Origin of the sequence: Elusimicrobium sp. (assembly GCA_015062115.1) — a bacterium.
Taxonomy (GTDB): domain Bacteria; phylum Elusimicrobiota; class Elusimicrobia; order Elusimicrobiales; family Elusimicrobiaceae; genus Avelusimicrobium.
Map to the genome: position 1 here is coordinate 142,801 of SUVG01000001.1, position 23,462 is coordinate 166,262.

At 47.1% G+C, this 23,462-nt stretch carries 20 protein-coding genes; 1 reads left to right on the plus strand and 19 read right to left on the minus strand.

All coding sequences use genetic code 11. The features are described 5' to 3' along the window. Positions 1-85: 85 nt before the first annotated feature. From radA to dnaB, 6 genes are all read right to left on the minus strand, one after another. Positions 86-1,453, minus strand: a complete 1,368-nt coding sequence (gene radA, locus E7027_00660) for a DNA repair protein RadA (GenBank protein MBE6420651.1) — start codon at positions 1,451-1,453, stop codon at positions 86-88. A gap of 6 nt (positions 1,454-1,459) precedes the next feature. Then, on the minus strand, positions 1,460-2,752 hold the full coding sequence (locus E7027_00665; GenBank protein MBE6420652.1) for an MCE family protein: 1,293 nt from the start codon (positions 2,750-2,752) through the stop codon (positions 1,460-1,462). A 218-nt stretch (positions 2,753-2,970) separates the two neighbouring features. Continuing rightward, positions 2,971-3,735 carry an ABC transporter ATP-binding protein gene (locus tag E7027_00670; protein MBE6420653.1) on the minus strand — a complete coding sequence of 255 codons (765 nt, stop codon included), beginning with the start codon at positions 3,733-3,735 and terminating at the stop codon, positions 2,971-2,973. A 2-nt stretch (positions 3,736-3,737) separates the two neighbouring features. Beyond that, positions 3,738-4,514, minus strand: coding sequence for an ABC transporter permease (locus E7027_00675; GenBank protein MBE6420654.1), 777 nt, complete (start codon positions 4,512-4,514; stop codon positions 3,738-3,740). Beyond that, complete coding sequence (gene alr / locus E7027_00680) at positions 4,514-5,620, minus strand: alanine racemase (GenBank protein MBE6420655.1); 1,107 nt, start codon at positions 5,618-5,620, stop codon at positions 4,514-4,516. Before alr ends, E7027_00675 begins: the two co-directional genes overlap by 1 nt. A gap of 5 nt (positions 5,621-5,625) precedes the next feature. Then, complete coding sequence (gene dnaB, locus E7027_00685) at positions 5,626-7,053, minus strand: replicative DNA helicase (GenBank protein ID MBE6420656.1); 1,428 nt, start codon at positions 7,051-7,053, stop codon at positions 5,626-5,628. A 295-nt stretch (positions 7,054-7,348) separates the two neighbouring features. Between dnaB and tgt the strand changes: the two genes are divergently transcribed. After that, complete coding sequence (tgt, locus tag E7027_00690) at positions 7,349-8,518, plus strand: tRNA guanosine(34) transglycosylase Tgt (protein ID MBE6420657.1); 1,170 nt, start codon at positions 7,349-7,351, stop codon at positions 8,516-8,518. 45 nt (positions 8,519-8,563) lie between these two features. Here the strand turns inward: tgt and E7027_00695 are convergent, their stop codons facing one another. The 13 genes from E7027_00695 to trxA form a co-directional block, all read right to left on the minus strand. Next, a complete protein-coding gene (locus E7027_00695; GenBank protein ID MBE6420658.1) occupies positions 8,564-9,016 on the minus strand; it encodes a hypothetical protein in 453 nt (150 codons plus the stop codon). Positions 9,017-9,023: 7 nt separating this feature from the next. Continuing rightward, entirely contained in the window at positions 9,024-10,133 is a 1,110-nt protein-coding gene (locus tag E7027_00700; GenBank protein ID MBE6420659.1) for a D-alanine--D-alanine ligase, read from the minus strand. A gap of 22 nt (positions 10,134-10,155) precedes the next feature. After that, the gene (locus tag E7027_00705; protein MBE6420660.1) at positions 10,156-12,753 is read right to left on the minus strand and encodes a hypothetical protein; all 2,598 of its coding nucleotides are present in this window, start codon (positions 12,751-12,753) and stop codon (positions 10,156-10,158) included. Positions 12,754-12,841: 88 nt separating this feature from the next. Beyond that, positions 12,842-14,089 (minus strand): bifunctional folylpolyglutamate synthase/dihydrofolate synthase, encoded by a 1,248-nt coding sequence (locus E7027_00710; protein MBE6420661.1) that lies wholly within the window; start codon positions 14,087-14,089, stop codon positions 12,842-12,844. Further along, a complete protein-coding gene (gene murA, locus E7027_00715; protein MBE6420662.1) occupies positions 14,079-15,350 on the minus strand; it encodes a UDP-N-acetylglucosamine 1-carboxyvinyltransferase in 1,272 nt (423 codons plus the stop codon). Before murA ends, E7027_00710 begins: the two co-directional genes overlap by 11 nt. 18 nt (positions 15,351-15,368) lie before the next feature. Continuing rightward, on the minus strand, positions 15,369-16,217 hold the full coding sequence (gene prmC / locus E7027_00720) for a peptide chain release factor N(5)-glutamine methyltransferase (protein MBE6420663.1): 849 nt from the start codon (positions 16,215-16,217) through the stop codon (positions 15,369-15,371). A 55-nt stretch (positions 16,218-16,272) separates the two neighbouring features. Further along, positions 16,273-17,349, minus strand: a complete 1,077-nt coding sequence (locus E7027_00725) for a peptide chain release factor 1 (GenBank protein MBE6420664.1) — start codon at positions 17,347-17,349, stop codon at positions 16,273-16,275. 61 nt (positions 17,350-17,410) lie between these two features. Then, positions 17,411-17,746 (minus strand): 50S ribosomal protein L31, encoded by a 336-nt coding sequence (gene rpmE / locus E7027_00730; protein ID MBE6420665.1) that lies wholly within the window; start codon positions 17,744-17,746, stop codon positions 17,411-17,413. Between the two features lie 84 nt (positions 17,747-17,830). Continuing rightward, positions 17,831-19,087, minus strand: coding sequence for a transcription termination factor Rho (rho, locus tag E7027_00735; GenBank protein MBE6420666.1), 1,257 nt, complete (start codon positions 19,085-19,087; stop codon positions 17,831-17,833). Positions 19,088-19,327: 240 nt separating this feature from the next. After that, positions 19,328-19,918: a dephospho-CoA kinase gene (gene coaE, locus E7027_00740; protein MBE6420667.1), complete on the minus strand. Its 591-nt coding sequence runs from the start codon at positions 19,916-19,918 to the stop codon at positions 19,328-19,330. Next, positions 19,915-22,494: a DNA polymerase I gene (gene polA / locus E7027_00745; protein ID MBE6420668.1), complete on the minus strand. Its 2,580-nt coding sequence runs from the start codon at positions 22,492-22,494 to the stop codon at positions 19,915-19,917. The genes coaE and polA overlap by 4 nt, the downstream gene beginning before the upstream one ends. Before the next feature lie 83 nt (positions 22,495-22,577). Next, on the minus strand, positions 22,578-23,018 hold the full coding sequence (locus E7027_00750) for a thioredoxin family protein (GenBank protein MBE6420669.1): 441 nt from the start codon (positions 23,016-23,018) through the stop codon (positions 22,578-22,580). 8 nt (positions 23,019-23,026) lie between these two features. Further along, complete coding sequence (trxA, locus tag E7027_00755) at positions 23,027-23,347, minus strand: thioredoxin (protein ID MBE6420670.1); 321 nt, start codon at positions 23,345-23,347, stop codon at positions 23,027-23,029. Between the last annotated feature and the right edge of the window lie 115 nt (positions 23,348-23,462).

Consider the following 23,462-nt stretch of genomic DNA (forward strand, 5'->3'; position numbering starts at 1 on the left):
TTACCGCCCCCTTTTGTATATTTTCTTGGGCGAAAAAAAAGACGGGCCGTAAAAAGAGCCCGTCCCAAGAAAAATTTTCAGCTTTTTAGCGCAGTTTAAGAGCCAAATCGCTTAAATCTTGCAGTTCCAAAAGGGAGAGTTTTTTCAGTTTCTGCTTTTCGGCTGAAGTAACTGCCGCGGCATAGGCTTTTTTGAAACCCAACCGTTGGGCTTCTTCCAAGCGTTTTTCAAGCAGCGGCACTTTGGCGGCTTGGCCTAAAATTCCCACTTCCGCCATAAATACGCTGTCATGCGGGAGGGCAATTTCTTTGCAGGAACTGATTACCGCGGCACAAATTGCCAAGTCAAGGGCGGGATCTTTCAATTTCACCCCGCCTGCCAAACTGACAAAAATATCCTTGTTATCCAGCGGCAGCCCGATGTGTTTTTCAAGCGCGGCAAACAACATAAGGCAGCGGTTCAAATCTACCCCTGTGGCTACGCGGCGCGGGAACGGATAGCGTGTGGGCGAAACCAAGGCTTGCACTTCGGTTAATATCGGGCGGGATCCCTCCAACGCAAGGGAATAGGCACGGCCTTTTAAGGCACGGTCGCGCGAGGTTTGGGCAAAATATTCGCTGGCATTTTCCACCGATTCCAACCCCGCTCCCGTCATTTTGAAAAGGCCGATTTCTCCCGTAGAACCAAAACGGTTTTTGTGAGGACGCAACAAACGGAGCACATTGTCTTTTTCCGTATCAAAATAGAGAACGCAATCTACCATGTGTTCCAAAATTTTAGGCCCTGCCAGTTCGCCGTCTTTGGTTACATGGCCGAGAACAAATGTGATAATCCCTTTAGGTTTACACAAGCGCACCAGTTCGCTGGTACATTCGCGCACTTGTGCCACCGTGCCGGAAGAAGACGTAAATTCCGGATGATAAACGGTTTGGATAGAATCTAAAATCAACACATCGGGGTTTACATTTTCCACTGATTCCACAATTTTTTGGATATCTGTTTCGCAATGTAAAAAGATATTGTCCCCGTTTACGCCCAGGCGTTGCGCGCGGCCCGAAATTTGGCCGATGCTTTCTTCGCCGGAAATGTAAAGCACTTTTAGATTTTTTGATAATTCCGCCGCTACCTGTAACATCAGGGTAGATTTTCCGATGCCCGGCGCCCCGGCCAAAAGTGTCAGTTGGCCTTTCACCAGACCACCGCCGAGCAGGCGGTCAAATTCACCGATGTGGGTTTCAATGCGCGGTTCTTTTACGGCTTTACTTTGAGAAAGTTTTACTACTTCGGAAGAAAATTCCGTAAAACTGCGGGTTCGCGTGGCGGTTTTTTTGGTTTCCAGTTGTTTTACTTCTTCCACCAAACTGTTCCACTCCCCGCATTCCGGGCATTTTCCCGCCCATTTGGGAGCCTCGTAACCACATTTTTGGCAGATGAAAACCGTTTTGAATTTCATACCCGATTATTTCCCGGCCATGGTGGCCAAACCGAAGAAGGAGGAAATGTCCTGATCGTTAAACGAGATATTGGCTTTGACGGCCACCTCGTTGGTTTCCAACGCATCGCGCACCCACGCACCGGCGGAGAAGTAGCGATTAAAGCGGAAATCTACCCCGTAATTGACATTAGGTTTATTAAACAAGCGCCCGTTAATCGTGCGGTCGCGTCCCCAATCCGAAAATTCCCCGGTAAATGTAAAGCGTTGCAAAAATTCTTTATCGTAGAAAGGTTTAAGTTCCAAGGCCACCCCGCCCGCACCGCGGATCAAACCGGCCGACAAAGTAGCCCACTTGTTGTAGAGGCCGAAGCGGACATCAAATTGATTTTTTTCCAAGTAATCGTGAGGATCCAGGGTGTCGTCTTCGTTTCCGATGTTAGCAATACCGGCCCGATAGAAAGTATAGCCGCTGGAAGGATAAATTTCCAAAGCCAAATCACTGGTAGAAAGAGAGGCATCGGGCAAATAGAAGAAATCATAATCCCAATACACGCGAAAACGGCTCATTTTACCCACAAAAGTTTTTACTTCAGCCATGGTATCTTTTAAGTTGGTAACACTTTCTTTTACTTCTTCCTTCATTTCCGGGTCTTTAATTAAACTGCCGATGACCCCTTCGCCTTGTTCCAGGCTGGTCATCAAAGAATCAGCCTTAGCCATTAAATCGGTCAAGCGTTCGCTGGCGACATCTAAATTCTGCACGGAACGGGTTAAATAGGGGCGCATCGTAGCCACCATTTGGTTTAGGTTGGCGGAAAGTTGGCGTACTTCGGCCATGGTTTGATTCAGTTTATCACCGAAGGCTCCTTGGTTGTTTACGCTGTCTACAAACTCTTTGATGCTGGCCATGGTTTGTGTAATCATCACATCCATGGGCAAATCGTCCACTCCGTTAAGATAATCGCCGGGTTTGTATACGGAGGCCAAAGCATCGCCTTGAACGATTTTTAAGTATTTAGAACCGATAATACCCGTCATGACAACGGAAAATTTAGCCCCGGAATAGATTTCTACCCCTTCGTGGATTTCTGCCACCACAACGACTTCGCCGTCTTGAATTTTAATTTGTTTCACTTTCCCCACTTCCACCCCGGAAAGTTTAACGGGGGCACGCACCGGCAAACCGGAAACATCGTGAAATTTAATGTTCAAATCGTAAGTGCGCGTAACGGAAAGCCCCCCTAAAAAATAGAGAGAAAAACCGAATACGACAAGTCCCAATATGGTAAAAATACCCAATTTTGTTTCTGCTTTCATAATTTATCCTTGTTTATAAAATAAAAATAATACTACCCGTTATTTTAACTATTCAAAATGTAAATAAAAAACAATAAAATAAGCCAAAATCTGCCGGCAATTTCCGCTCTCTATTTTCAAAGAGTTTGTGCTTAGTTTACCGTTTCTTTGAAACGAAGCGTATTTCACAATACGCGAGTGAACAAAAAACAGTAAAATAAGCCAAAATCTGCCGAAAATTACTCCTTCATCAATTTCATTTGTATAGGCCCTTGACTGCTGCCGTTTACAAATTGTTTAACGAAGGGATTATCGGTTTTGCGGAACTCCTCGGGAGTGCCGTACATCAAAATTTCACCTTCGTATAAGAAGGCAATATAGTCCGCTATTTTGAAAGCGGAGTGCATATCGTGCGTAATAACCACCGAGGTAACGCCCAATTTTGCTTTTAAGTCTAAAATCAAATCGCTGATAATGTCGGACATGATGGGGTCTAAGCCGGTGGTCGGTTCATCGTACAAAATAACTTTGGGGTTAACCGCCAACACCCGCGCCAGCGACACGCGTTTTTTCATACCGCCGGAAAGTTCGCTGGGGTTGAGTTTGGCTACCTCTTCCTTTAAGCCTACCAAAGCCAGTTTTTCTTTGATGATTTTGGGATATTTACTTTCCGGAGTGTCGGTTAAGTATTTAAGGCCAAAGGCCACATTTTCCCCTACGGTCATGGAGTCAAAAAGGGCCCCCTCCTGAAAAAGATACCCGAAATGCCGGCGAATAGCGGCCAGTTTTACTTCGCTGTGAATTTTAGTAATGTCCTTTCCGCCCAATATAATTTTGCCGCCGGTGGGGTCTTCCAAGCGAATCAAACATTTAATTAAGGTGCTTTTCCCGGAGCCGGAACCACCCAAAATACAGGTGGTTTTTCCCTCTTCTATTTTGAGGTTAACCCCTTTAAGCACTTGCTTGGAACCGAAATTCTTTTGCAGGTTAATAATCTCAATCATGGTTAAATTCCAAAAGCCGTTAAAATAGCGGTTAAAAAGTAGTCCAACACCAAAATCAGTACAATCGTGGTAACCACTGCCCCGGTGGTAGATTTCCCCACCCCTTCGGCACCGCCACGGGTGCTGATGCCTTTATAACAGCAAACCGTCGCCACCATAAAGGCAAAAATAAAAGACTTAATAAACCCGTGCATAAAATCGTCCACATCCATAAAGGAAGTGATATCCGTCATGTAAACTTCTCCGGGGATACCCAAAGCATAAATGGCTACTAGGTATCCGCCCAAGACTCCGAAAAGATTGGAGAAAAGCGTTAAAATGGGCATGGTGAGAAGGAACCCGAACATACGGGGAATTACCAAATAACGAATCGGGTTTGTTCCCAAAGTGTAGAGGGCATCAATCTGTTCCGTTACCGCCATGGTGCCGATTTGCGCCGTAACGGCGGCACCCGCACGGCCGGAAACCACCACACTGGTCAACACGGGGCCCAGTTCGCGAATAAGAGAGAAGGTAACAATCGTTCCTACAAAAATCGGTTCTCCGAAGATGTTGCCAATCGTATTACCGGCTTGTAAGGCAAGCACCATGCCGGTAAATAAACTGGTCAGTGCGGTAACGCCTAAAGACTCTACCCCAATCGTTACGCTTTGATCCACCGCTTGGTGAAATTCAAAACGGGAGTGGGTGACCCAAAATAAACTGGAACGAACCATTTGGGCAGCGCCGCCCACTTGGTCGAACAGGTTCATCATGTATTTTCCGATAGCCGTAAACATTATTTTTTATAAATCCTCGGTACGCGCGCTTGCAAAAGCGTGCAAAGTTCGTAATCAATCGTGCCGGCAACTTGCGCCAGTTCCGCCCAAGTAATTTCCTCGTCCCCTTGGCGGCCGACCAGCACGGCTTCGTCCCCTACGGCAACATCTTCCACCCGGGTTACATCTACCATCATCATATCCATGGTTACATTGCCCAATACGCGGCAACGTTTCCCACGGACAAGCACTTCCCCTTTGTTGGAAAAATCGCGTAAGTAGCCGTCTCCGTATCCTACGGGCAAAGTGGCCACTTTCATATTTTGAGCCGCCATAAAACTGCGCCCGTAGCTGACACTGGAACCGGCCGGTAAATCTTTTAGATACACCACGCGGGTCTTAAACGATAAAACAGGTTCAAAGCCTTCCCGTAATCCATACGCACTGTGCCCGGGGCGCACCATATCGTAATACACATCGGGCCGTTTTTCCACCGCCGCAGAAGCAGCCAAGTGGCAATGGTTGATGTGGATACCCCGCAGACTAATGTTGGTAAGGGTATCGCGATAGTAACCGATTTGTTCTTCCGTAAAAGCCTCATCGCTGTCTACACTGGAAAGATGAGAATAAAAACCGTCCAAAATGATATTCGGGTGATTTGACAGTTCTTCAATCACACCCATCACTCCGCCACGACGGGTACCAATACGCCCCATGCCCGTATCTTGTTTTACATGGCAGTAGGCTTTTTTCCCCATTTTTTCGGCAATTCGGCAAACGGCTTGCGCGGCCTGACGGCTGGCAATGGTAACGGCCAAATTGTTTTCTATGGCATATTCAAAAGCCTCAAAAGGATAGATACTTCCCAATACCAAAATAGGCATTTTAAGCCCGGCTTCGCGCAATTGCATTCCTTCTTCCACCGAAGCCGTACCGAAAAATTGGCACAAGGCGTTTTCTTCCAAGAAACGCCCCACCCCTTCCGCTCCGTGCCCGTACGCATTGGCTTTTAAGGGAACCAAAATACCGACACCTTCCCCTACCTGCATTTTTATTTTATGCAAGTTGCGGGAAAGTTTTTTCAAATCCACCTCGGCAACGGTGGGGCGGAGAAGGGGTAAAGTCATAAAAATTATTCCGGAATTTCGATAATGGTATCGTGGCTCATTTCCTGGGCCCGTTCCATTTGTTCGGGAGCGGGGTTGGTGAATAGTGCGTATTCGGCAATAAACATCAAGTCCACATCACCTACCGGGCCGTTACGTTGTTTAGCGATAATCAGTTTTGCCTCGCGTTCCACGGCTTCGCGTTCCGGCCCTTCGGGCTTATAGTAAGCTTCGCGGTGAATCAAAGCCACCACATCAGCGTCCTGTTCAATAGAACCCGATTCGCGCAAGTCGGAAAGTTGAGGGCGGTTGCCGGTGCGGCCTTTGTCTTCGTTTTTACGGCTTAACTGCGAAAGAGCCACCACCGGCACATTTAAGGTGCGGGCCAGATCTTTCAGCATGCGGGAAATTTCGGATACTTCCTGTTGGCGGCTTTCCATACGCCGTTCCCCGCCGCGAATTAACTGTAAATAATCGATAACGATAAGGCCTAATTCTTTGCCTTGTTTTTTTAGTTCGCTTGCCAATCGGCGCGCACGCATACGAAGTTCGGTAATAGACAGGCCGGAGGTATCGTCAATGTAAAAAGGAGCGGAAGCCAAACGGCCCATTTCGCGGGTCAAGTCAGACCATTTGCTCCTGTCGAAATATCCGCGGCGCAGTTTGTGAATTTCTACTTGCGCGGCAGCACCGATCATACGTTCAAAAATACTGTGGCGGCCCATTTCCAACGAGAAAAACGCCACCGGAATCCCGCAGTTTACGCACGCATGGTGAGCCATGTTAAGTGCGAGGGCGGTCTTCCCTTGGCTGGGGCGAGCCCCCAAGATAATCAAGTCCGACTTGCGAAGCCCGCCGGTGCGTTCGTCAAAGCGAGAAAGCCCCGTAGGAACCCCCTGAACGGCACTTTTATTTTGAACGGCTTTTTCCAACAAGTCCATCACTTCGGGAGCCAAATCTTTGGAAGCCACAAAACCGGAAAGTTTTTGTTTTTGGCTTAATTTGTAAATTTGGTCGGCGGCGGAATCAATCAACACCTGCGGTTCATCGTCTTCTTCTTTATAGCAGCGTTGCACCAAAGCAGTAGCCGTGCGAATCAAATCACGCACGACAAACTTTTTATAGACGATTTCCGCATAGTGTTTTACGTGAGCCGTAGTGGCTACTTTGTCCACCAATTGCGTAAGATAAAGTTCTCCGCCCAGTTGAGTGAGCAGGTTTTTCTTCTTTAATTCTTCGCTTAAAGTAACAATATCTACCGCCTGTCCGCGGTCTATCAGGGTTTTAATCGTGTCAAAAATCTTTTGGTGCGATTCTTTATAAAAATGTTCGGGAGTCAAAATTTCCAAAGCATCGGTAACTGCTTCGCTGTCTAAAAGCATAGACCCCAAAACGGCCATTTCCGCATCTATCGCTTGCGGAGGGATTCTTTCTTCTAATAAATTACTTGCCATAAAAAACCTCGTTCAATAAAATAAAACCCACGCGGGTTATTTTATTTTATCCACCAGGTGCGACAACACCTGTTCGCTCCCCAAAAAGGGAATATATTTCTATTGTAGCAATTTAGTAAAGGCCCGCCAAACTAATCATTTCCCGTGAGTTGTATAAAAACCGATATTTATTAGCCTATCAGTATAAAAGGGGAAGGAAAATACGGGGGGTAGCGAAAGGCGTTTGCCGGGGATAACGGGCAGACGCCCTTTTTGCGCCCGCGGGAATCCCGGGCAATATGGTAAAATATTAGATATGAATTCCCCTTTTCGCATTTTAGCCAAAGATTCCCGTTCCAAAGCCCGCACGGGTGTGCTTTATACCAAGCACGGCCCGGTGCGTACCCCGGTTTTTATGCCGGTCGCCACGCAAGCCTGCGTAAAAGCCTTAACCGACGAAGATTTGAAAAACGCCGGCGCGCAATGCTTGCTTTCCAACACCTATCACTTATATTTGCGCCCTACCACCCAAATTTTACAGAAAATGGGCGGTATCCATAAATTTATGAATTGGGACGGAAGTGTGCTGACCGATTCGGGCGGATTTCAGGTTTACAGCCTTTCCAAATTTAGAAAAATCAAAGAAGAAGGCGTTACCTTCCAGTCCCACCATGATGGGAGCAAGCACCTTTTCACCCCCGAAAATGTAATTCAATTTGAAAGCGAAATCGGTTCCGATATTTGGACGATGTTAGATGTGTGTATCCATGCCAAGGATCCATCCAAATACGATGCCCGCCAAGCCCTCAACATTACCAAACGTTGGGCCGAACGCGCTGCCAAAGCCTACCAAAAAACAGTGCCGCAACAAAACATTACCCAAAACGCTGACGGTAGTTTTTCCGTCGGCAATTCTCTTTTGTTCGGCATTATCCAAGGTTCTATTTTCCCCGATCTTCGTAAAGAGGCCGCCCAACACATGGCGTCCTTACCCACGCACGGTTATTGCCTCGGCGGGCTTTCATTAGGGGAAACGCTGGAACAAATGAACGAATCCGTTTTGGCCGTTACCGACAATTTACCCGAAAACAAACCGCGCTATTTTATGGGATTGGGTACCCCGGTGGAAATCTTAAATTCCATTGAACGCGGTGTAGATATGTTCGATTGCGTATGGCCCACCCGCGTAGCCCGCAACGGCTTGGCTATGACCAGCGGCGGCCGTGTAAACATTAAAAATGCCGAGTACCGCACGCAAGATATTCCGCTCGACCCGGAATGCGATTGTTACACTTGCCGCCGATATTCCCGCGCTTATTTAAGCCATCTGTACCGTTCGGCCGAACTGACCAGCCACCGCTTAATGAGTATTCACAACATACGCTTCCTGATTCGGTTAACCGAACGCGCCAGAGAGGCTATTGAAAACGGAACCTTCTTGGAATTTAAGGAAGAAGTAATCCGCAAATATCAAAACTTCAAATAATAAAAAACCCCGGAAATCCCGGGGTTTTTTATTGCTCAAAAAATTTTACTTTTCCGCTACAGGCTCTTTCTTGGGGGCCGGTTTGGGGAAGGATACAAGCAACACATACGCGCTTAACATCTGCAAAGTAAATGCTGCCGATATAAAGATATATTTATAAGCGCTCATCATCTGCAGAGTAGGGACGGGGAACAACACATAATACACCGTTCCCACCGCACGCAAAAGCGGTACAAAGGTAAAATCGGCGTTGGTAAAGAAGGCAAGCAACCCCTGTACCAAAGCCAAAACACTCACATAGCGTTCGCCCAGCAAAATAAATACAGCCTGCGATGCATACAACACCCAAAAACCGGCATGAAGGCGAAACAGAATTCCCCCTGTCATCAGGTCTCTGATACACAGTACGGTATTGGACAATACCCCGATCAGGCAAAAACAAAAAATCATTTTCACCCAAAAATTTAAGTTCGTAAAACGAATCAGTAAATTTTTCATACAAGTTTTACCGGGTTAAACTTAACTCCGCCTTACGTGCATGAACCGCCAAGGCCAGTTGGATAAGTCCGTCCAAAATATCGTTATAATTTTCCCCGCCTGCTTCAAAAAGTTGCGGGAACAGGCTGGTATCGCTCATACCGGGCAATGTGTTAATTTCGGAGAAATAATACCGTCCTTCTTTATCCATTAAAAAGTCAACCCGCGCCAGGCCGCTGCAACGAAGGGCCCTAAAAATGGCTTGGCTGTCTTCGCGCATACAGGCCTGCACATCTTCGGGCAAATCTGCCGGAACATTGGTCTCGCATCCGCCGGCTACTACATATTTGGCATTATAATCAAAAAACTCGCCCGCCACAGTACGGAGTTCCCCGCAAGCAGAGGCTTTTACCGTTTGCCCCTCTCCATACAAAGCGCAGAAAATCTCTCGCGCACAATCAACCCCTTTTTCAATCATGACGTCCGTATCAAATTGAAGGGCAAAAGAAACGGCTTCATGCAGTTCGCTGATTTCTTTTACTTTACGGACACCCACGGAAGAACCCAAACGGACGGGTTTTACAAAAACGGGAAGCCCCGCCTCTTTTACCCAGGTTTCGAGTTCTTGTTTATCGTAATCCTGCCCGCGCGAAACCACGCAATAAGGGAGAACTTCCGCCCCCGTTTTGCGGGCAATCAATTTGGAAATTTCTTTATCCATACCCATGGCGGAAGCCAACACTCCGCAACCCACATACGGCAAATCCAAGGTTTCCAAAAAACCTTGCAGGGTACCGTCTTCACAGTTTGTTCCGTGAAGAACGGGGAATACGACATCTGCTTTTAAGGTAAATGTTCCGTCCAAAGACATTAAATGTGCATCGGTACGCAAAACGGGCGTAAGAGGTTTATCCTGCGGAGTTTGCTCTCCACAGGTTTCCTGCAAAAACCAGTAACCTTTTTTATCAATAAAAACAGGATATACGCGGTATTTTTCCGGTTGAGCCTGCAAACGGGCGCACACCGTTTGCGCGCTATGAACAGAAACTTCATGTTCGGTAGATTTTCCACCGTAAAGAACAACAACATTTAGACAAGCCATATTCTTCCTTCTATAGTTAAAAGGCCTGATTTGCATCAGGCCCGGATTGTAAAGAAAATTATCTGTCTTCCCGGAAAATAGACCATTTCATGCGGCCGATAAAACTGTCTGTTTTTTCCAAGAAGTCTTCCCCGTTGAAAAGAGATTCCGTTTGCGGGACGGGGTCGGCCACTTTAATTTCGGGCAGGTCGGCCTCCGTTTGTACTTTGGCGGGGGCTTGCTTACTCATGGCCACGGGTTGTTCCGATAACGGCACTTCTTCGGTTTTGTGGGAAACTTTCTTTGCGACAATTTTGGGAGCGGCGGGCTCTTGGGGAACGGGTTGATCCGTCCAAGCCTGCGCTACCGCCGGTTTTTGCATGGCGGCGGGTTTGGCCGGTTCTTGAGCCGGGGCATTTTTCCGTTGGGAAAATTCTTGTTTTTCGGCGCGTTCTTTTTCCTGAACCAAGCGGGCCGCCAACAACGCCGCACTTTGGTTGCGCAGTTGTTGATTTTCTTTGGCTAAAGTTTGCTTTTCTCCCGCCAATTCACGCGCTTGTTCTTCTAATTTTTGAGATTTGGCCGCTAAAGCTTCTTTTTCTGCTTTCAAACTTTCAGTTTGTTCCAGCAGAGATTCTTTTTCGCGGGAAAGTTCTTCCCGTTCGCGGAAAGCAATTTGCAAATCGTGTTGTAAGTTTTCTTTGGCACCGCTTAATTCTTGCGCTTGGCGGGCCAAGGTCTGGCGCGCTTGCTCCACTTGGGCGGATAAGGCCGTTTTTTCCTGAGACAAAGCTTCCACGCGAGCGGAAAGGGCTTCTTTTTCTTGGCTGATTTCTTGGGTGCGTGCCGCCAGTTCCGCGTTTTCGCGGTCTAATTCCTGCGTACGAGTTACCAACTGGGCTTTTTCTTGTTCCAATTCAGCCACGCGTTTATTTAATTCTTCTTTTTCCTGTACCAGTTGGTTTTGGGAACCCTGCATCGTGCCGTGTTGGGTTTCCCAACTTTTCACTTGGGCAACCACGGTTTCTTTTTCCCGGCTGAGTTCCTCCACACGCGCTAAAAGCGAAGCCTTTTCCTGCGTTAAAGCACCGGCACGCAAAGAAAGTTGCTGTTTTTCTTTTCCGAGTTCTTCGGTACGGGCAACGAGTTCCGCTTTTTCGCGGTCTAATTCCACTAAGCGCGTTTCCAAATTATCTTTTTGTTCGGTTAACGCACGGTTGGCATTTTGGAGTTCCGCTTTTTCCTGTTTTAATTGCTCATTGGAAGAACGCCATTCCTCGCGTTCCTGGCTCCAAGATTCGGACTGCATATCAAAAAATTCTCTTTCACGGGAAAGTTCGTCCGTGCGGGCCGAAAGGGTATCCTTTTCGCGGGTCAATTCTTCCGCACGCAAATTTGCCGCGGAAAGGTTTTGTTCCAAGTTTTGCTTGGCATCTTGCAAAGTGGCATTTTGGTGGGAAAGTTCTTCATTTTGTTGGCCCAACACTTCGATTTTTTGTTTTAGTTGGCCGATAACCACATCGTTTTGGTTGATTTTTTCCACCAATTCTTTGAAATTCTTTTCCAACATTTCTTTTTCTTGACGGACGGCTTCCAAAGCGGATTGGGCAGATTGGAATTGAGTAGAAAGTTCGTCGCGTTGACCTTCCAACACACGCAAACGTTCCGAGAAAACAGTGAGTTGCTTTTTGGAAGTTTGGCTGTGGTTTTCGCGCAAAGCGGCCATTTCCGCTTTGAGTGTTTCCAATTCGCGTTCTTTGGCTTCCAAACGCGCCAAGGCTTGTTCTTTTTCTTCGGCGGCTTTGTGAAGTTTGATATTTTCCGCACGCAAGGATTCGATTTCTTCCACCTGCCGCATACAGGTATCGGAAATTTCCTGCAATTGGTTTTCCAAACTGGTTACTTTTTGTTGGTATTGCTGCTTAATGGAAATGATGCGGTTTTCAAAATCGAAAGATTTGAAGCGCTCCTCCGCCGCCGTTAACTGGTCGCGCAAAGAAAGAATTTCTTTGGCTTGTTCGGCAGATTTTTTGAGGGCTTCCATTTTTTCCTGTTGCACTTTGCGAATTTCGCGATCCAACGCGCTGTTCACCGCTTTCAACTGGGACGCTTTTTGATGCAAACTGGAAATAATCCGCTCTTTTTCTTCGTATTCGCGGCGCATTTTTTCGGCTTGGGCGGCACGGTAATTATCGGGTTGATAATGGTAAATGGCGGTATGTGCTTCGTCGGCGGCTTTGGGGAAATGCGGCTCCGTATCAAAACTGCGTTGCACATCGGGGGCGCGGTAAGAGAAAGAGGAAGTATTTTGTTGCGAGCGGGAAAGATTTTCCACGCTGGCTTTTAAGTTAGAAATCGTACGGGAAATATGTTCCAAAAAGGCATCTTTGTCTTTTTGGCGTTCCATAGCCTCCCGCGTGCGGGCCAATTCGGAAAGAATCATTTGGTTTTGGCCGGCGGTAGCTTCGAATTTATCTTCCAATTCCTGAATTTTTTGTTCCAGTTTTTCTAACGATTTCTCGTACTGGACAGATTTAGCGGGAAGGGAATTTTCGCGCGGGGCAAAATCGGAGGGTTGGAAGGGGGCATTGGCGGGAGAGAAAGTTTGTTCCTTAAACTTCTCCAAAAATTGGGCGATATCGCCGTGTCCGTCAAATTGGTTATTGTCTAACGCCATGCCAGTTCCCCCGACTAAAAATACCTATACTAAATTTAACCACAATATGGACGAAATGTCAACCGGGTTTTATGACGAGAATTTAGGTTTATGAAGCGCGTTTTGACAGGCGGTTTCTAACGGCACCCGCCAAATAGAAGGAACCCGTGCACAACACGCGTTCGCGCGTTAAGGCGCGTTGAAGGGCTTTGCCCCAATCGGCCTCGAATACAATCTGCGTGCGGGCCGGCAAGGCTTCTTCTATCAGTTCCTGGTCGGCCCCGCGGGAAGAGGGCGGCACCGTAACAATGATTTCCTTAAAATGAGGGCTTAAAAGCGTTAGCATTTTTTTATAATCTTTATCTTTCATAAACCCACACAAAAGGGTGGCATTTTCGTAATAAGGGCTTTTGCGCCAAAAATCAACCAATAATTCCACGGCCTGCGGATTGTGTGCACCGTCCAATACAAAGAGCGTTTTACCGCAACGGAGCACCTCAAAACGGCCGGGTAACGAAACACTCTCCAGCCCCTTGCGAACTGCTTTTTCCGCCAGGCCCAATTGTTTGGCGGCTTGATAAACGACGCAGGCGTTAATCACTTGGCGCGTTCCCAACGCATGCAGCATCCACTCGTCGCCTTCCTGTTCGGTATGCAAAACGGTTTGCCCGTTTACAAAATCATAAGCATAATCAAAAAAAGGTTCTCCCAAACCCACAAAAGTAAGCGGGGCTTTTTTGGCCTTGGCTACTTTGGAAATTACCTCGCGCGCGGCGGGGTTTACCGTTCCGCTGATAACGGGAACACCCGGCTTAATAATACCTGCTTTTTCCCGCGCAATTTGAGTTAGAGTAGAGCCTAAGTATTGGGTATGGTCTAAACCGATGGAAGTAATAATACTTAGTACCGGTAAACAGACATTGGTGGGGTCTTTTCTTCCCCCGAGTCCTGTTTCCAGCACTACATAATCGGCCTTTTTGCGGGCAAAATAAACAAGCGCGGCCGCCGTTAAAATTTCAAAAAAGTTCAGTTCTTCCTCTTCTTCCTGGAAAACTTCCAATACGATTTTGGAAAATACTTGTTTGGAAATAGGTTTGCCGTTAAATTGGATACGCTCGGTGGGATTTTGCAAATGAGGGGAGACGAAAAGCCCCGTTTTATAACCGGCACAAGCAAGGGTGTGGGCTAAAAGAGTACAAACAGAACCTTTGCCGTTCGTCCCTGCCACATGGATAATTTTGCATTTTTCCTGAGGGTTTCCCAAGCGGGCAAGTAAACGCGAAAAGCCGTCCGGGCCGGCCCCCAGGCCTACTCCCGTACGCTTGAGAATATAATTAAAAACAATATCAAAACTCATTTTTGTCCGGGTTATAACGGCGGATATCCGCACCCAAAGCCGTCAGTTTTTCTTCTAACTTTTCATATCCGCGGTCAATATGATACACGCGCTCCACTTCCGTTTCGCCTTTGGCGCAAAGCCCTGCCATTACCAAGGCAAAACCGCCGCGCAGATCGGAAGATTGCACATGAGCAGCCGATAATTCTTTTACGCCCGTAATGCGCGCCACACTTTTTTCGGTAGCGATATCCGCCCCCATACGCACCAATTCGGGTGCATGCATAAAACGGTTTTCAAAAATATCTTCGTCCACTTCGGCCGTACCGTTGGCCAAGGTCATCAGTGTCATCCACGGGGCTTGTAAATCGGTGGCAAAGCCCGGATAGGGAGCCGTACGGATACGCAAGGGTTTAATTTCTCCATCATAGGCGTGCACACGCACGGAATCTTTTGTAATGGTAAGCGGAAACCCCGCTTCCTGTAAATCTTCCAGCAAAATGGCATTATGTTCCGGTACACACCCGGTTACGGTTACATCTCCGCGGGTAACGGCGGCCGCCAACATATAAGAGCCGCTTTCAATGCGGTCGGCCACTACGGTGTGTTCCGCCCCATGCAACGATTTTTTACCCCGAATAACCAGGCGGCCTTTTTCATCGGCATGGATATCGGCCCCCATTTTGTTTAAGAAATCGACCACATCATCAATTTCCGGTTCTTTGGCCACATTTTCCAAAACGGTTTCCCCTTCAATCAAGCACGCGCACATAAGCAAGTTTTGCGTGGCACCCACGCTCGGGAAGCGAAGCACAATTTTGGCAGGGGATAATTTTTCGGCACGGATAATCACGTTGCCGCCCTTGGTTTCGCAGGTCGCTCCCAATTTTTCAAATCCTTTCAAGTGAATATCTACCGGGCGAACCCCGATGGCACAACCTCCGGGGAGCGGAATTTCCGCCGTTTGAAAACGCGTCAACAAAGGCCCCGCCACCCAAAAACTGGCGCGCATTTGTTTTACCAGTTCGTACGGAAGATTATTTTTCAATTCTCCGTTAGCGGAAATGGTAACGGTGTTGTTTTTGTATTCCACTTTTTTACCGAGATATTCCAAAATTTTAAGCGTAGTGCGGACATCGCGCAAATTAGGCACACGATGAATCACACACGGCTCGTCCGTAAGCAAAGTGGCTACCAAAATAGGTAACGCCGCATTTTTGCTGCCGCTGATTTGTACCGTGCCTTGTAATTTTTTTCCGCCGCGAATTAACAATCTATCCATAAAAACTCCCTTAAAATATTAAATTTTACGCGCCAACACAAAACGCTCTATCCCCACTATATCTTTTTTTACCTCTGCCTTCCAGCCGATTTCCTCAAGTCCTCTCGCAACGGCCGCCGCTTGCCCTTTGCAAAGTTCCAAGGCAAACAGTCCCCCGGGGTTCAAGTAATCGCCCGCCAAGGCACACAAGGGCCGCACGATATCTAACCCGTCCGCACCGCCGTCCAAGGCCAGGCGGGGTTCGTGCAACACCTCACGCGTTAGTGTATCCACAATTTCGCTGGGGATATAAGGCGGGTTGGAAATAATTAAATCAAAAGTACCCTGTACATTTTCCCAAATATCACTTTGCAAAAATTGTACTTGTTGAAGAAGCCTCAACCGGGTGGCATTTTCCTGCGCTACTTTTAAGGCACTTTCGGAAATATCTACCCCTAAAATTTGCGCTTTGGAAAAACGATCTGCCAGAGCCAAAGCAATGCAACCGCTTCCGGTACACATATCCAAAAAACGATAGTTTCCGCGCCGCTCGTAGTGGGCACTTACCAGATCTACCAGTTCTTCTGTTTCGGGGCGCGGAGTTAAAACAGACGGTGTAACACGGATATCCAACCCGCAAAAAGGTTGAAAGCCTACAATATGTGACAAAGGCTCCCCGGCGGCTTTGCGCGCCAAAAAAGTTTGATATTGGGAAAAGTCGTTCTCGCCGATGTGTTGCGAACGGTTCATCAACAGCCAAGTGCGCGTGACATTTAACACACACGCAAGCAGCCACTCCGCATTGGCCTGAGGCTCGTCCGAGCCGGCTTCGGCTAATTGTTCGGCCGCGGCGGAAATAAGTTCTTCTATTGTGTAAGAGGTATCCATAAACCGTTCAAAAAGCCGGAGGCTTTAATAGCCCTCCGGCAAATAAAAATACTTATCAGATTTGCAGATTTTTTAGTTTCTGCTCCACGCGAAAAGCGCGTAAATCTTCCAGTATAGGCTCCACATTTCCTTCCATAATCTCCAAAATGTTATGGTAAGAAATATCCGTGCGGTGATCCGTCACGCGGCTTTGCGGGAAGTTGTAGGTGCGGATTTTTTCGGAACGATCCCCCGTGCCCACTTGGCTTTTGCGTTCATCATAAATTTCTTTATTGCGTTTTTCTTCTTCAATTTGATAGAGTTTCGCGCGCAACATAGCCATGGCTTTTTCGCGGTTTTTACCTTGGTGGCGTTCTTCCCGGCAGGAAACCACAATGCCCGTCGGTTTGTGGATAATGCGTACAGCCGTTTCCACTTTGTTTACGTTTTGCCCGCCGGCACCGCCGGAACGGCAGGTTTCCATTTCCAAATCTTCGGGACGAATTTCAATATCGATTTCTTCGGCTTCGGGCATAATAGCCACCGTAACGGTGGAGGTATGCACGCGTCCGGCCGTTTCGGTATCGGGTACGCGTTGTACGCGGTGGGTGCCGGCTTCGGTGCGAAGCCAAGAGTAGGCCCCGTCCCCTTTAATAAACATACTTACATATTTGCACCCTTTTAAGCCGGTAGGGGTAAATTCCAAAATTTCGGTCGTCCAACCTTTGGTTTGGGCAAAGTGCTGATACACACGCAACAGTTCCGCCGCAAACAGGGCCGATTCGTCACCGCCGGCACCGGGGCGGATTTCCAGATAGATATTTTTGGAATCGTTGGGATCGGGCGGGATAACCAAAATACGCAGTTCTTTTTGAAGTTCGGGGAGTTTTTCTTCCAATTCCGCCAATTCTTCCGCCGCCATTTTAACAAGTTCTTTATCTTCGCCGGCTTCAATCATGGCGCGGTCGTCCGCGATGGCTTTTTCCACAGAGGCGATTTCTTGTTCTTTTTCAATAATCGGTTTCAAAAAAGCATGGCGTTTGGCTTTGACAGCCAATTCTTGCCCGGACAAATTCCCGGAAGAAAGTTCTTCTTCCAACTGTTTGAATTCTACTACGTATTTGGAGGTATCCATAAGTTTTCCTTTTACCAGTATTTACAAAGAAAAAGAGCAGACCCCCTTTCGGACAGTCTGCTCTTTTGAACAAAGGTTGCTATTTTACTTCCGCTTCAGCTTTGGCAGCCTTTTTAGCCGGTTTAGCGGCGGCTTTTTTGGCTACGGCCGGTTTTTTGGCCAATTTGGCTTTAGCTTTTACTTCGGTTTTCGGTTTGCGAACCAAGGTTTTACCTTCGGTTTTCGCAAAGCGTTTGTTGAATTTTTCTACCATACCTTCCGTATCGAGCAATTTTTGTTTGCCGGTGAAGAAGGGGTGGCAAGCGGAGCAAATGTCCAATTTCAAAGTTTTGGCCGTGGAGCGGGTGGTAAATTTATTACCGCAAGCGCAAGTGGCTTCCACGAATTCATAAGTAGGGTGTAATTTTTCTTTCATTTTATTCGTCCTTTCAAAAAACTATATAGTTTATTTTACCATATTCTTTTTAATTTTGGAAAACAAAATTCTTTTTACGCCCGGTTAAAAGGCGTTTACCTCCATTTGTTTGAAGAAGTCCTTGTTGGACTTGGTGGAGGATAATTTTTCCAAAAGCAACGTCATGGCGTCTACGGAACTTAACGGAGCGAGCACTTTACGCATAATCCACACTTTGTTCAGTTCGTCTTCGCTTAGAAGCAGATTTTCCTTACGGGTGGAACTGCGGTTGATATCCACCGCCGGGAAAATGCGGCGTTCGGAAAGTTTGCGGTCCAGGCTCAGTTCGCTGTTGCCGGTACCTTTGAATTCTTCGAAGATAACTTCGTCCATACGGCTACCGGTATCCACCATAGCCGTTGCGATGATAGTAAGCGAACCGCCTTCTTCGATATTGCGTGCCGCACCCAAAAAGCGTTTGGGTTTTTGCAAAGAAGTGGCTTCCAACCCCCCGGTCAATACACGACCGGAAGACGGGGCAACCGTGTTATACGCACGGGCTAAACGGGTGATAGAGTCCAACAGAACAACCACATCTTTGCCTTGTTCGGCCATGCGTTTGGCTTTTTCGATAACCATTTCCGCTACTTGCACGTGGCGGTCGGCCGGTTCGTCGAAAGTGGAAGCAACCACTTCGCCTTTTACACTGCGGCTCATATCGGTTACTTCTTCCGGGCGCTCATCAATTAAAAGAACCATTAAAACGGCATCTTTGTAATTTTCGGCAATGGAGTGCGCAATGGCTTGCAAAATCATGGTTTTACCGCTTTTGGGCGGAGCCACGATAAGAGCACGCTGGCCCTTACCGATAGGAGCAATCAAATCAATCACCCGTTGGGTAAGAGAAGATTTATCAATCTCCAGCGTAAAGCGTTCATTGGGGTGAAGCGGAGTTAAGTTTTCAAAAAGCGGACGGTTGTATATTTTATCGGACTCCAAACCGTTTACCTTTTGAACTTGGAGCATGGCAAAATAGCGTTCGTTATCTTTCGGCGGGCGAATAAGGCCTTCGATGGTATCGCCTTTGCGAAGCCCGAAGCGTTTGATTTGGGAAGGAGAAACATAGATATCTTCTCCCCCGGCCAAATAGTTGTTTTCCACCGCACGCAAGAAACCGAAACCGTCCGGCAGGATTTCCAACACGCCGCCGCCGTACACAGAACCGTTTTGTTTGGCTTGCACGGCCACAATGCGGCCGATCAATTCCTGTTTACGCAGGCCGGAGATATCTTCCAAATTGTAATTAACCGCCAGTTTCGTCAGTTCCGGCATGCTTAATTTATTAAGAGCACGGGCGTCCATAGGTTTAGCACCGTTGGGCTGACGGGCAGGTTGTTGCGCGGCAGCATAATTCATGCGCGGCGTTGTGCGTTGCAAATTTTGCGGACGCACCGCTTTTTCCGCGCGTTCGTTTTTTTCGATTTTCTCTGCTTTTTCTGCCTTGACCGCTTCGATAGTTTTAGCGGCAGAGGCTTTCGTTTTGGTTTCTTTTACCGTTTTAACAGGTTTTTCCTGCGGTATATTTTCTTCCATACTGGCTCCTTACTTAAGTCCGTAAATATGTTGGAACGCTTTACAGATGCGTTCGACTTTTAACCCCAAATCTTTTTTGCTTCCTCCGTTGGACAATACAACATCTGCCAAACGGATTTTTTCGCTATCGGGTATTTGAGCCTGCAAACGGCGCTTATATTCGGCCAAAGATACCCCGCGGGCTTGCAAGCGTTGTTTTAAGGTGCCCGGGTTTCCCAGCACCAAGATATTCAAATCCGTTAATTTATTCCACCCGGCCTCGAATAAAAGCGGCACTTCAAAAACAATAAAGGAGTGGGAAGTTTTTTTAATTTCTTCCCGAGCCGTTTTAAGTACCCGAGGATGTAAAAATTTTTCCAGTTTTTGGCGGGCGGCCGAATCAACAAAAACCTTTTCGGCCACTTTTGCCGGCTCACACGAACCGAACCAAGCCGTCAACTTCTTTTGAACTTCGTCGGTTTGATACAACCGTCGCACCAATTCATCGGCAGACAATGTATAGGCTCCGTGTTTGGCAAAATACGAAAGCGCCACACTTTTTCCGCTTGCCATATTACCGGTAAGGCCCACCACCAACTTATTTTTTACGCTCAATTTCATAAAGGTAATTTTTCCATATCGTACCAATTGTTCCCGGCTTTGGCCGCCGCTAACAGCGGTACCCGAAGTTTAACGGCCGATTGCATGAGCGCCTTAATACGGGCGGCCGTTTCGGTTAAGACATTTTGGGGAAGTTCAAAAATAAGTTCATCGTGCACCTGCATGGTCATTTGTACGGAAGAACCGCGATAAGCGTTAAAAACATCTAACATCGCTTTTTTAATAATATCCGCGGAACCTCCCTGCACAATGGTGTTAATGGCGGCACGCTGGGCAAAAGAAGTCATTGCCCCAACTCCCATGTTAAATTCCGGTAAATAACGCACATGGCCCAACATGGTTTTTACAAAACCGTTTTGACGGGCCAAGGCTACATTGGCATCAATCCACTCACGCACAATACGGAAATTTTTGAAGTAATTATCAATGTATTCTTTGGCTTCGCGCAGGGAAATCCCCAGCGATTGGGAAAGGCCCATGGGGCCCTGTCCATAAATGATACCAAAATTGATTGCCTTTGCACTAGAGCGCATTTCCTCGGTAACCATCAGCGGCATCACGCCGAAAATCTGCGCGGCCGTTTGGGTGTGAATATCCCCTCCCTCCAAAAAAGCCTGAATAAGAACGGGGTCTTGGCTTTCGTGCGCCAATACGCGCAAATCAATTTGCGAATAGTCCACACTTAATAAAGTATTTCCGGGAGCGGCACAAAAAGCTTTACGCAAATAGCGGCCTTTTTCGGTGCGGACGGGGATATTTTGCAGGTTGGGGCTGGAACTCGACAAACGCCCCGTAACCGTTCCCGTTTGATCCAAATAAGAGTGTACTTTGTCTTCTTCATCGGCCATTAAAAGCAAATTATCTACATAAGTAGATTTTAATTTAGCGTTGGAACGGTATTCCAAAATCTCGCGCGCGATAGGATAGTTTTGGGCGATTTGTTCCAAGACTTCTTCGTCCGTGGAATAGCCGGTTTTTGTTTTTTTCACGGGAGGAATTTTCATTTCTTCAAATAAAAGAGTTCCCAGTTGTTTGGTAGAGTTGACATTAACCGAATACCCGGCACGGGCATCTATATCTTTTTGCAAACGGGCGATTTCCTGCTCTAACAAGGCCTTGAATCCTTCCAACCACCCCGGATCCACCCGAAAGCCCGCGAACTCCATATCAGCCAACACCATCATCAGCGGAAGTTCCAAGTTTTGGAACAAATCCTCTTGTCCGCTTTCTTTTAATTTCTGCATTAAAACAGTTTGCAACGGCCACATAAAACGATTGTAGGCACGCATCAGTTCCAGGGGGTCATCGTCATTTAACATGGCGGAAAAATACTCCGCACAAGCCCCCGAAAAACTCAAATCTCCGGACGGATTTAATAAATAGCGCGCCAAACGGCCGTCAAAACAGCGGATAAATTTTCCCTGCACATTTAAGTTTAATTCGCGCAAGGTTAACTTCAAATCGTAGCCGATTTTTTTGATTTCATCGTTCAATACTAATTTTTTTATTTCCGCCAGTTCCCACGGATGCACATCGGCCTGTAACACCACGGCGGCTTCGCTTTCGTTTAACCCCAAGACGAGCAAATCATCTTGTGCGTGCAGAAAAATTTCCGCCGCCGAGCGGGCTTTTTCAATCGCTTGCGCAAGCGGAATATCCTTAAAAGTAATTTCGGCAGGTTGGGATTTCTTGAAAACGGCAGAGGGTTGAAAAAAATCTAATAAATTCTTAAATTCATAGCGGGCAAATAAATCGGCCAATTTTTCCCGTTCGGGTGTTTGCACACGGTAATCTTCCAAAGAAAAATCCATTTCCAAGTTGGAATCAAACATCACCAACTGTTTAGATAACAAGGCCTCTCCTTCGTGGTCTAAAATTTTCTTGGACAGGGCAGGTTTCATGTCAGGGCTGTCGTTATGGGCAGCACGCAAAATATCTTCCAAATGGCCGAAACGGGTAATCAGTTGTAGGGCCGATTTGGGGCCCACCCCCATAATGCCGGGGATATTATCCGAAGCATCACCCACAATGGAAAAATAGTCCGCAAGGAAATCTGCCGACACACCAAACTTTTCCACGGCCGCTTCCGGCCCTTTGAAACCGTCTTTCCCGCCAGCAGGCCAAATGTGGATAAAATCACTTAAAAATTGGTATACATCTTTATCGGTAGTGGCTAATACACTGGGCACTTTTTCAGCCGCCGCGCGCGTAGCCAAAAACGCCATCAAATCGTCCGCCTCTATGCCTGGTTTCGCCACCACGGTAAGGCCCAATTCGCGCACGAGTTCCCGCGCCAAATTTAATTGGCTCACCAGTGCATCGTCCGGTTTTTTGCGTGTACCTTTATATGCGGGCCATAAATTCTTACGCCGGGCGCAACCGCCGGGAGAGTCGAAACAAACAGCCACATAGGCGGGTTGATAATCGCGTAACATTTTGATTAACCACCGCACAAACCCATACAAAGCCCCCACCTCCAGCCCGGCCGAAGTGGTTAATTTAGGCAAAGCATGATAATTACGATGCAAAAAGTTGTGGGCATCTACCAAAAAAAATTGCGGTTGAAATTGACTCATATAATTAAAAAATAAAAAGGGAGAAAATCAGGGGAAAGAGAAGAAATATCCGCCCCGAGAAAACCCCGGGGCGGAAAAACAGTTTACATTTTGGAATCTACAGTTTCCAAAATATTCTTTTTAATAGTTTCTTTTTTATCAAGAGAGTAACCGCTTGTCGTATACAAGTTAGCTTTATTATGTAAAACACGGAACGTGGGCAACAACAACACGCCCTCGCTCCACTCAAACGGAACCCCTTCCAAAAAACCTCTCGTTATATCAACGGTATACACGCCCACTTTCCCTTTGTATTTATTAGTAGCAAAGGTTTGCATAAGTTCGGGCAATAATTCCTGTTTAGCCTTCCGGCAAGGTTGGCACCCGACAGCTGTAAACATAATTACATATACTTTGTCGGGGTTGGCTTTATATTCTTCAACCGTAAGTTTAGGAACAACCGGAGCGGGGGTTTGTGCTTGGGCGAAAATACCTGTGCCCAACACAAAGGCAACTACTAAAAGCAGTAACGATAATTTCTTCATAAGTTATCCTATAACAACTCGTTTAATTTTTCCTGCAGGGCCGACTTAGATTGTAAGCCGACCAACTGGCCTGCCACTTCTCCGTTTTTGAAGAAAATAAGAGTAGGCAAAGAGGACACGCGATATTTCCCGGGGGTTTCGGGTGCTTCGTCCGCGTTTAACTTGCAAACTTTCACTCTACCGGCGTATTCAACCGCCAATTCTTCAATAACGGGGCCCAACATGCGGCACGGCCCGCACCAAGAGGCCCAAAAATCAACCAACACCGGGCCATTGAATTTTAATACTTCTTCTTCGAAATTTGCATCCGTTAAAATTACTTCGCTCATAATGCCCCCTGTACATAATACTCTATATATTCAAGAGTAGCAAAGGCAGGCCCCGCTGTCAAGATAAAAAAAGGGCTATTTGGAAAGTTGTAGAAAAATAAACACCCCCCGAATT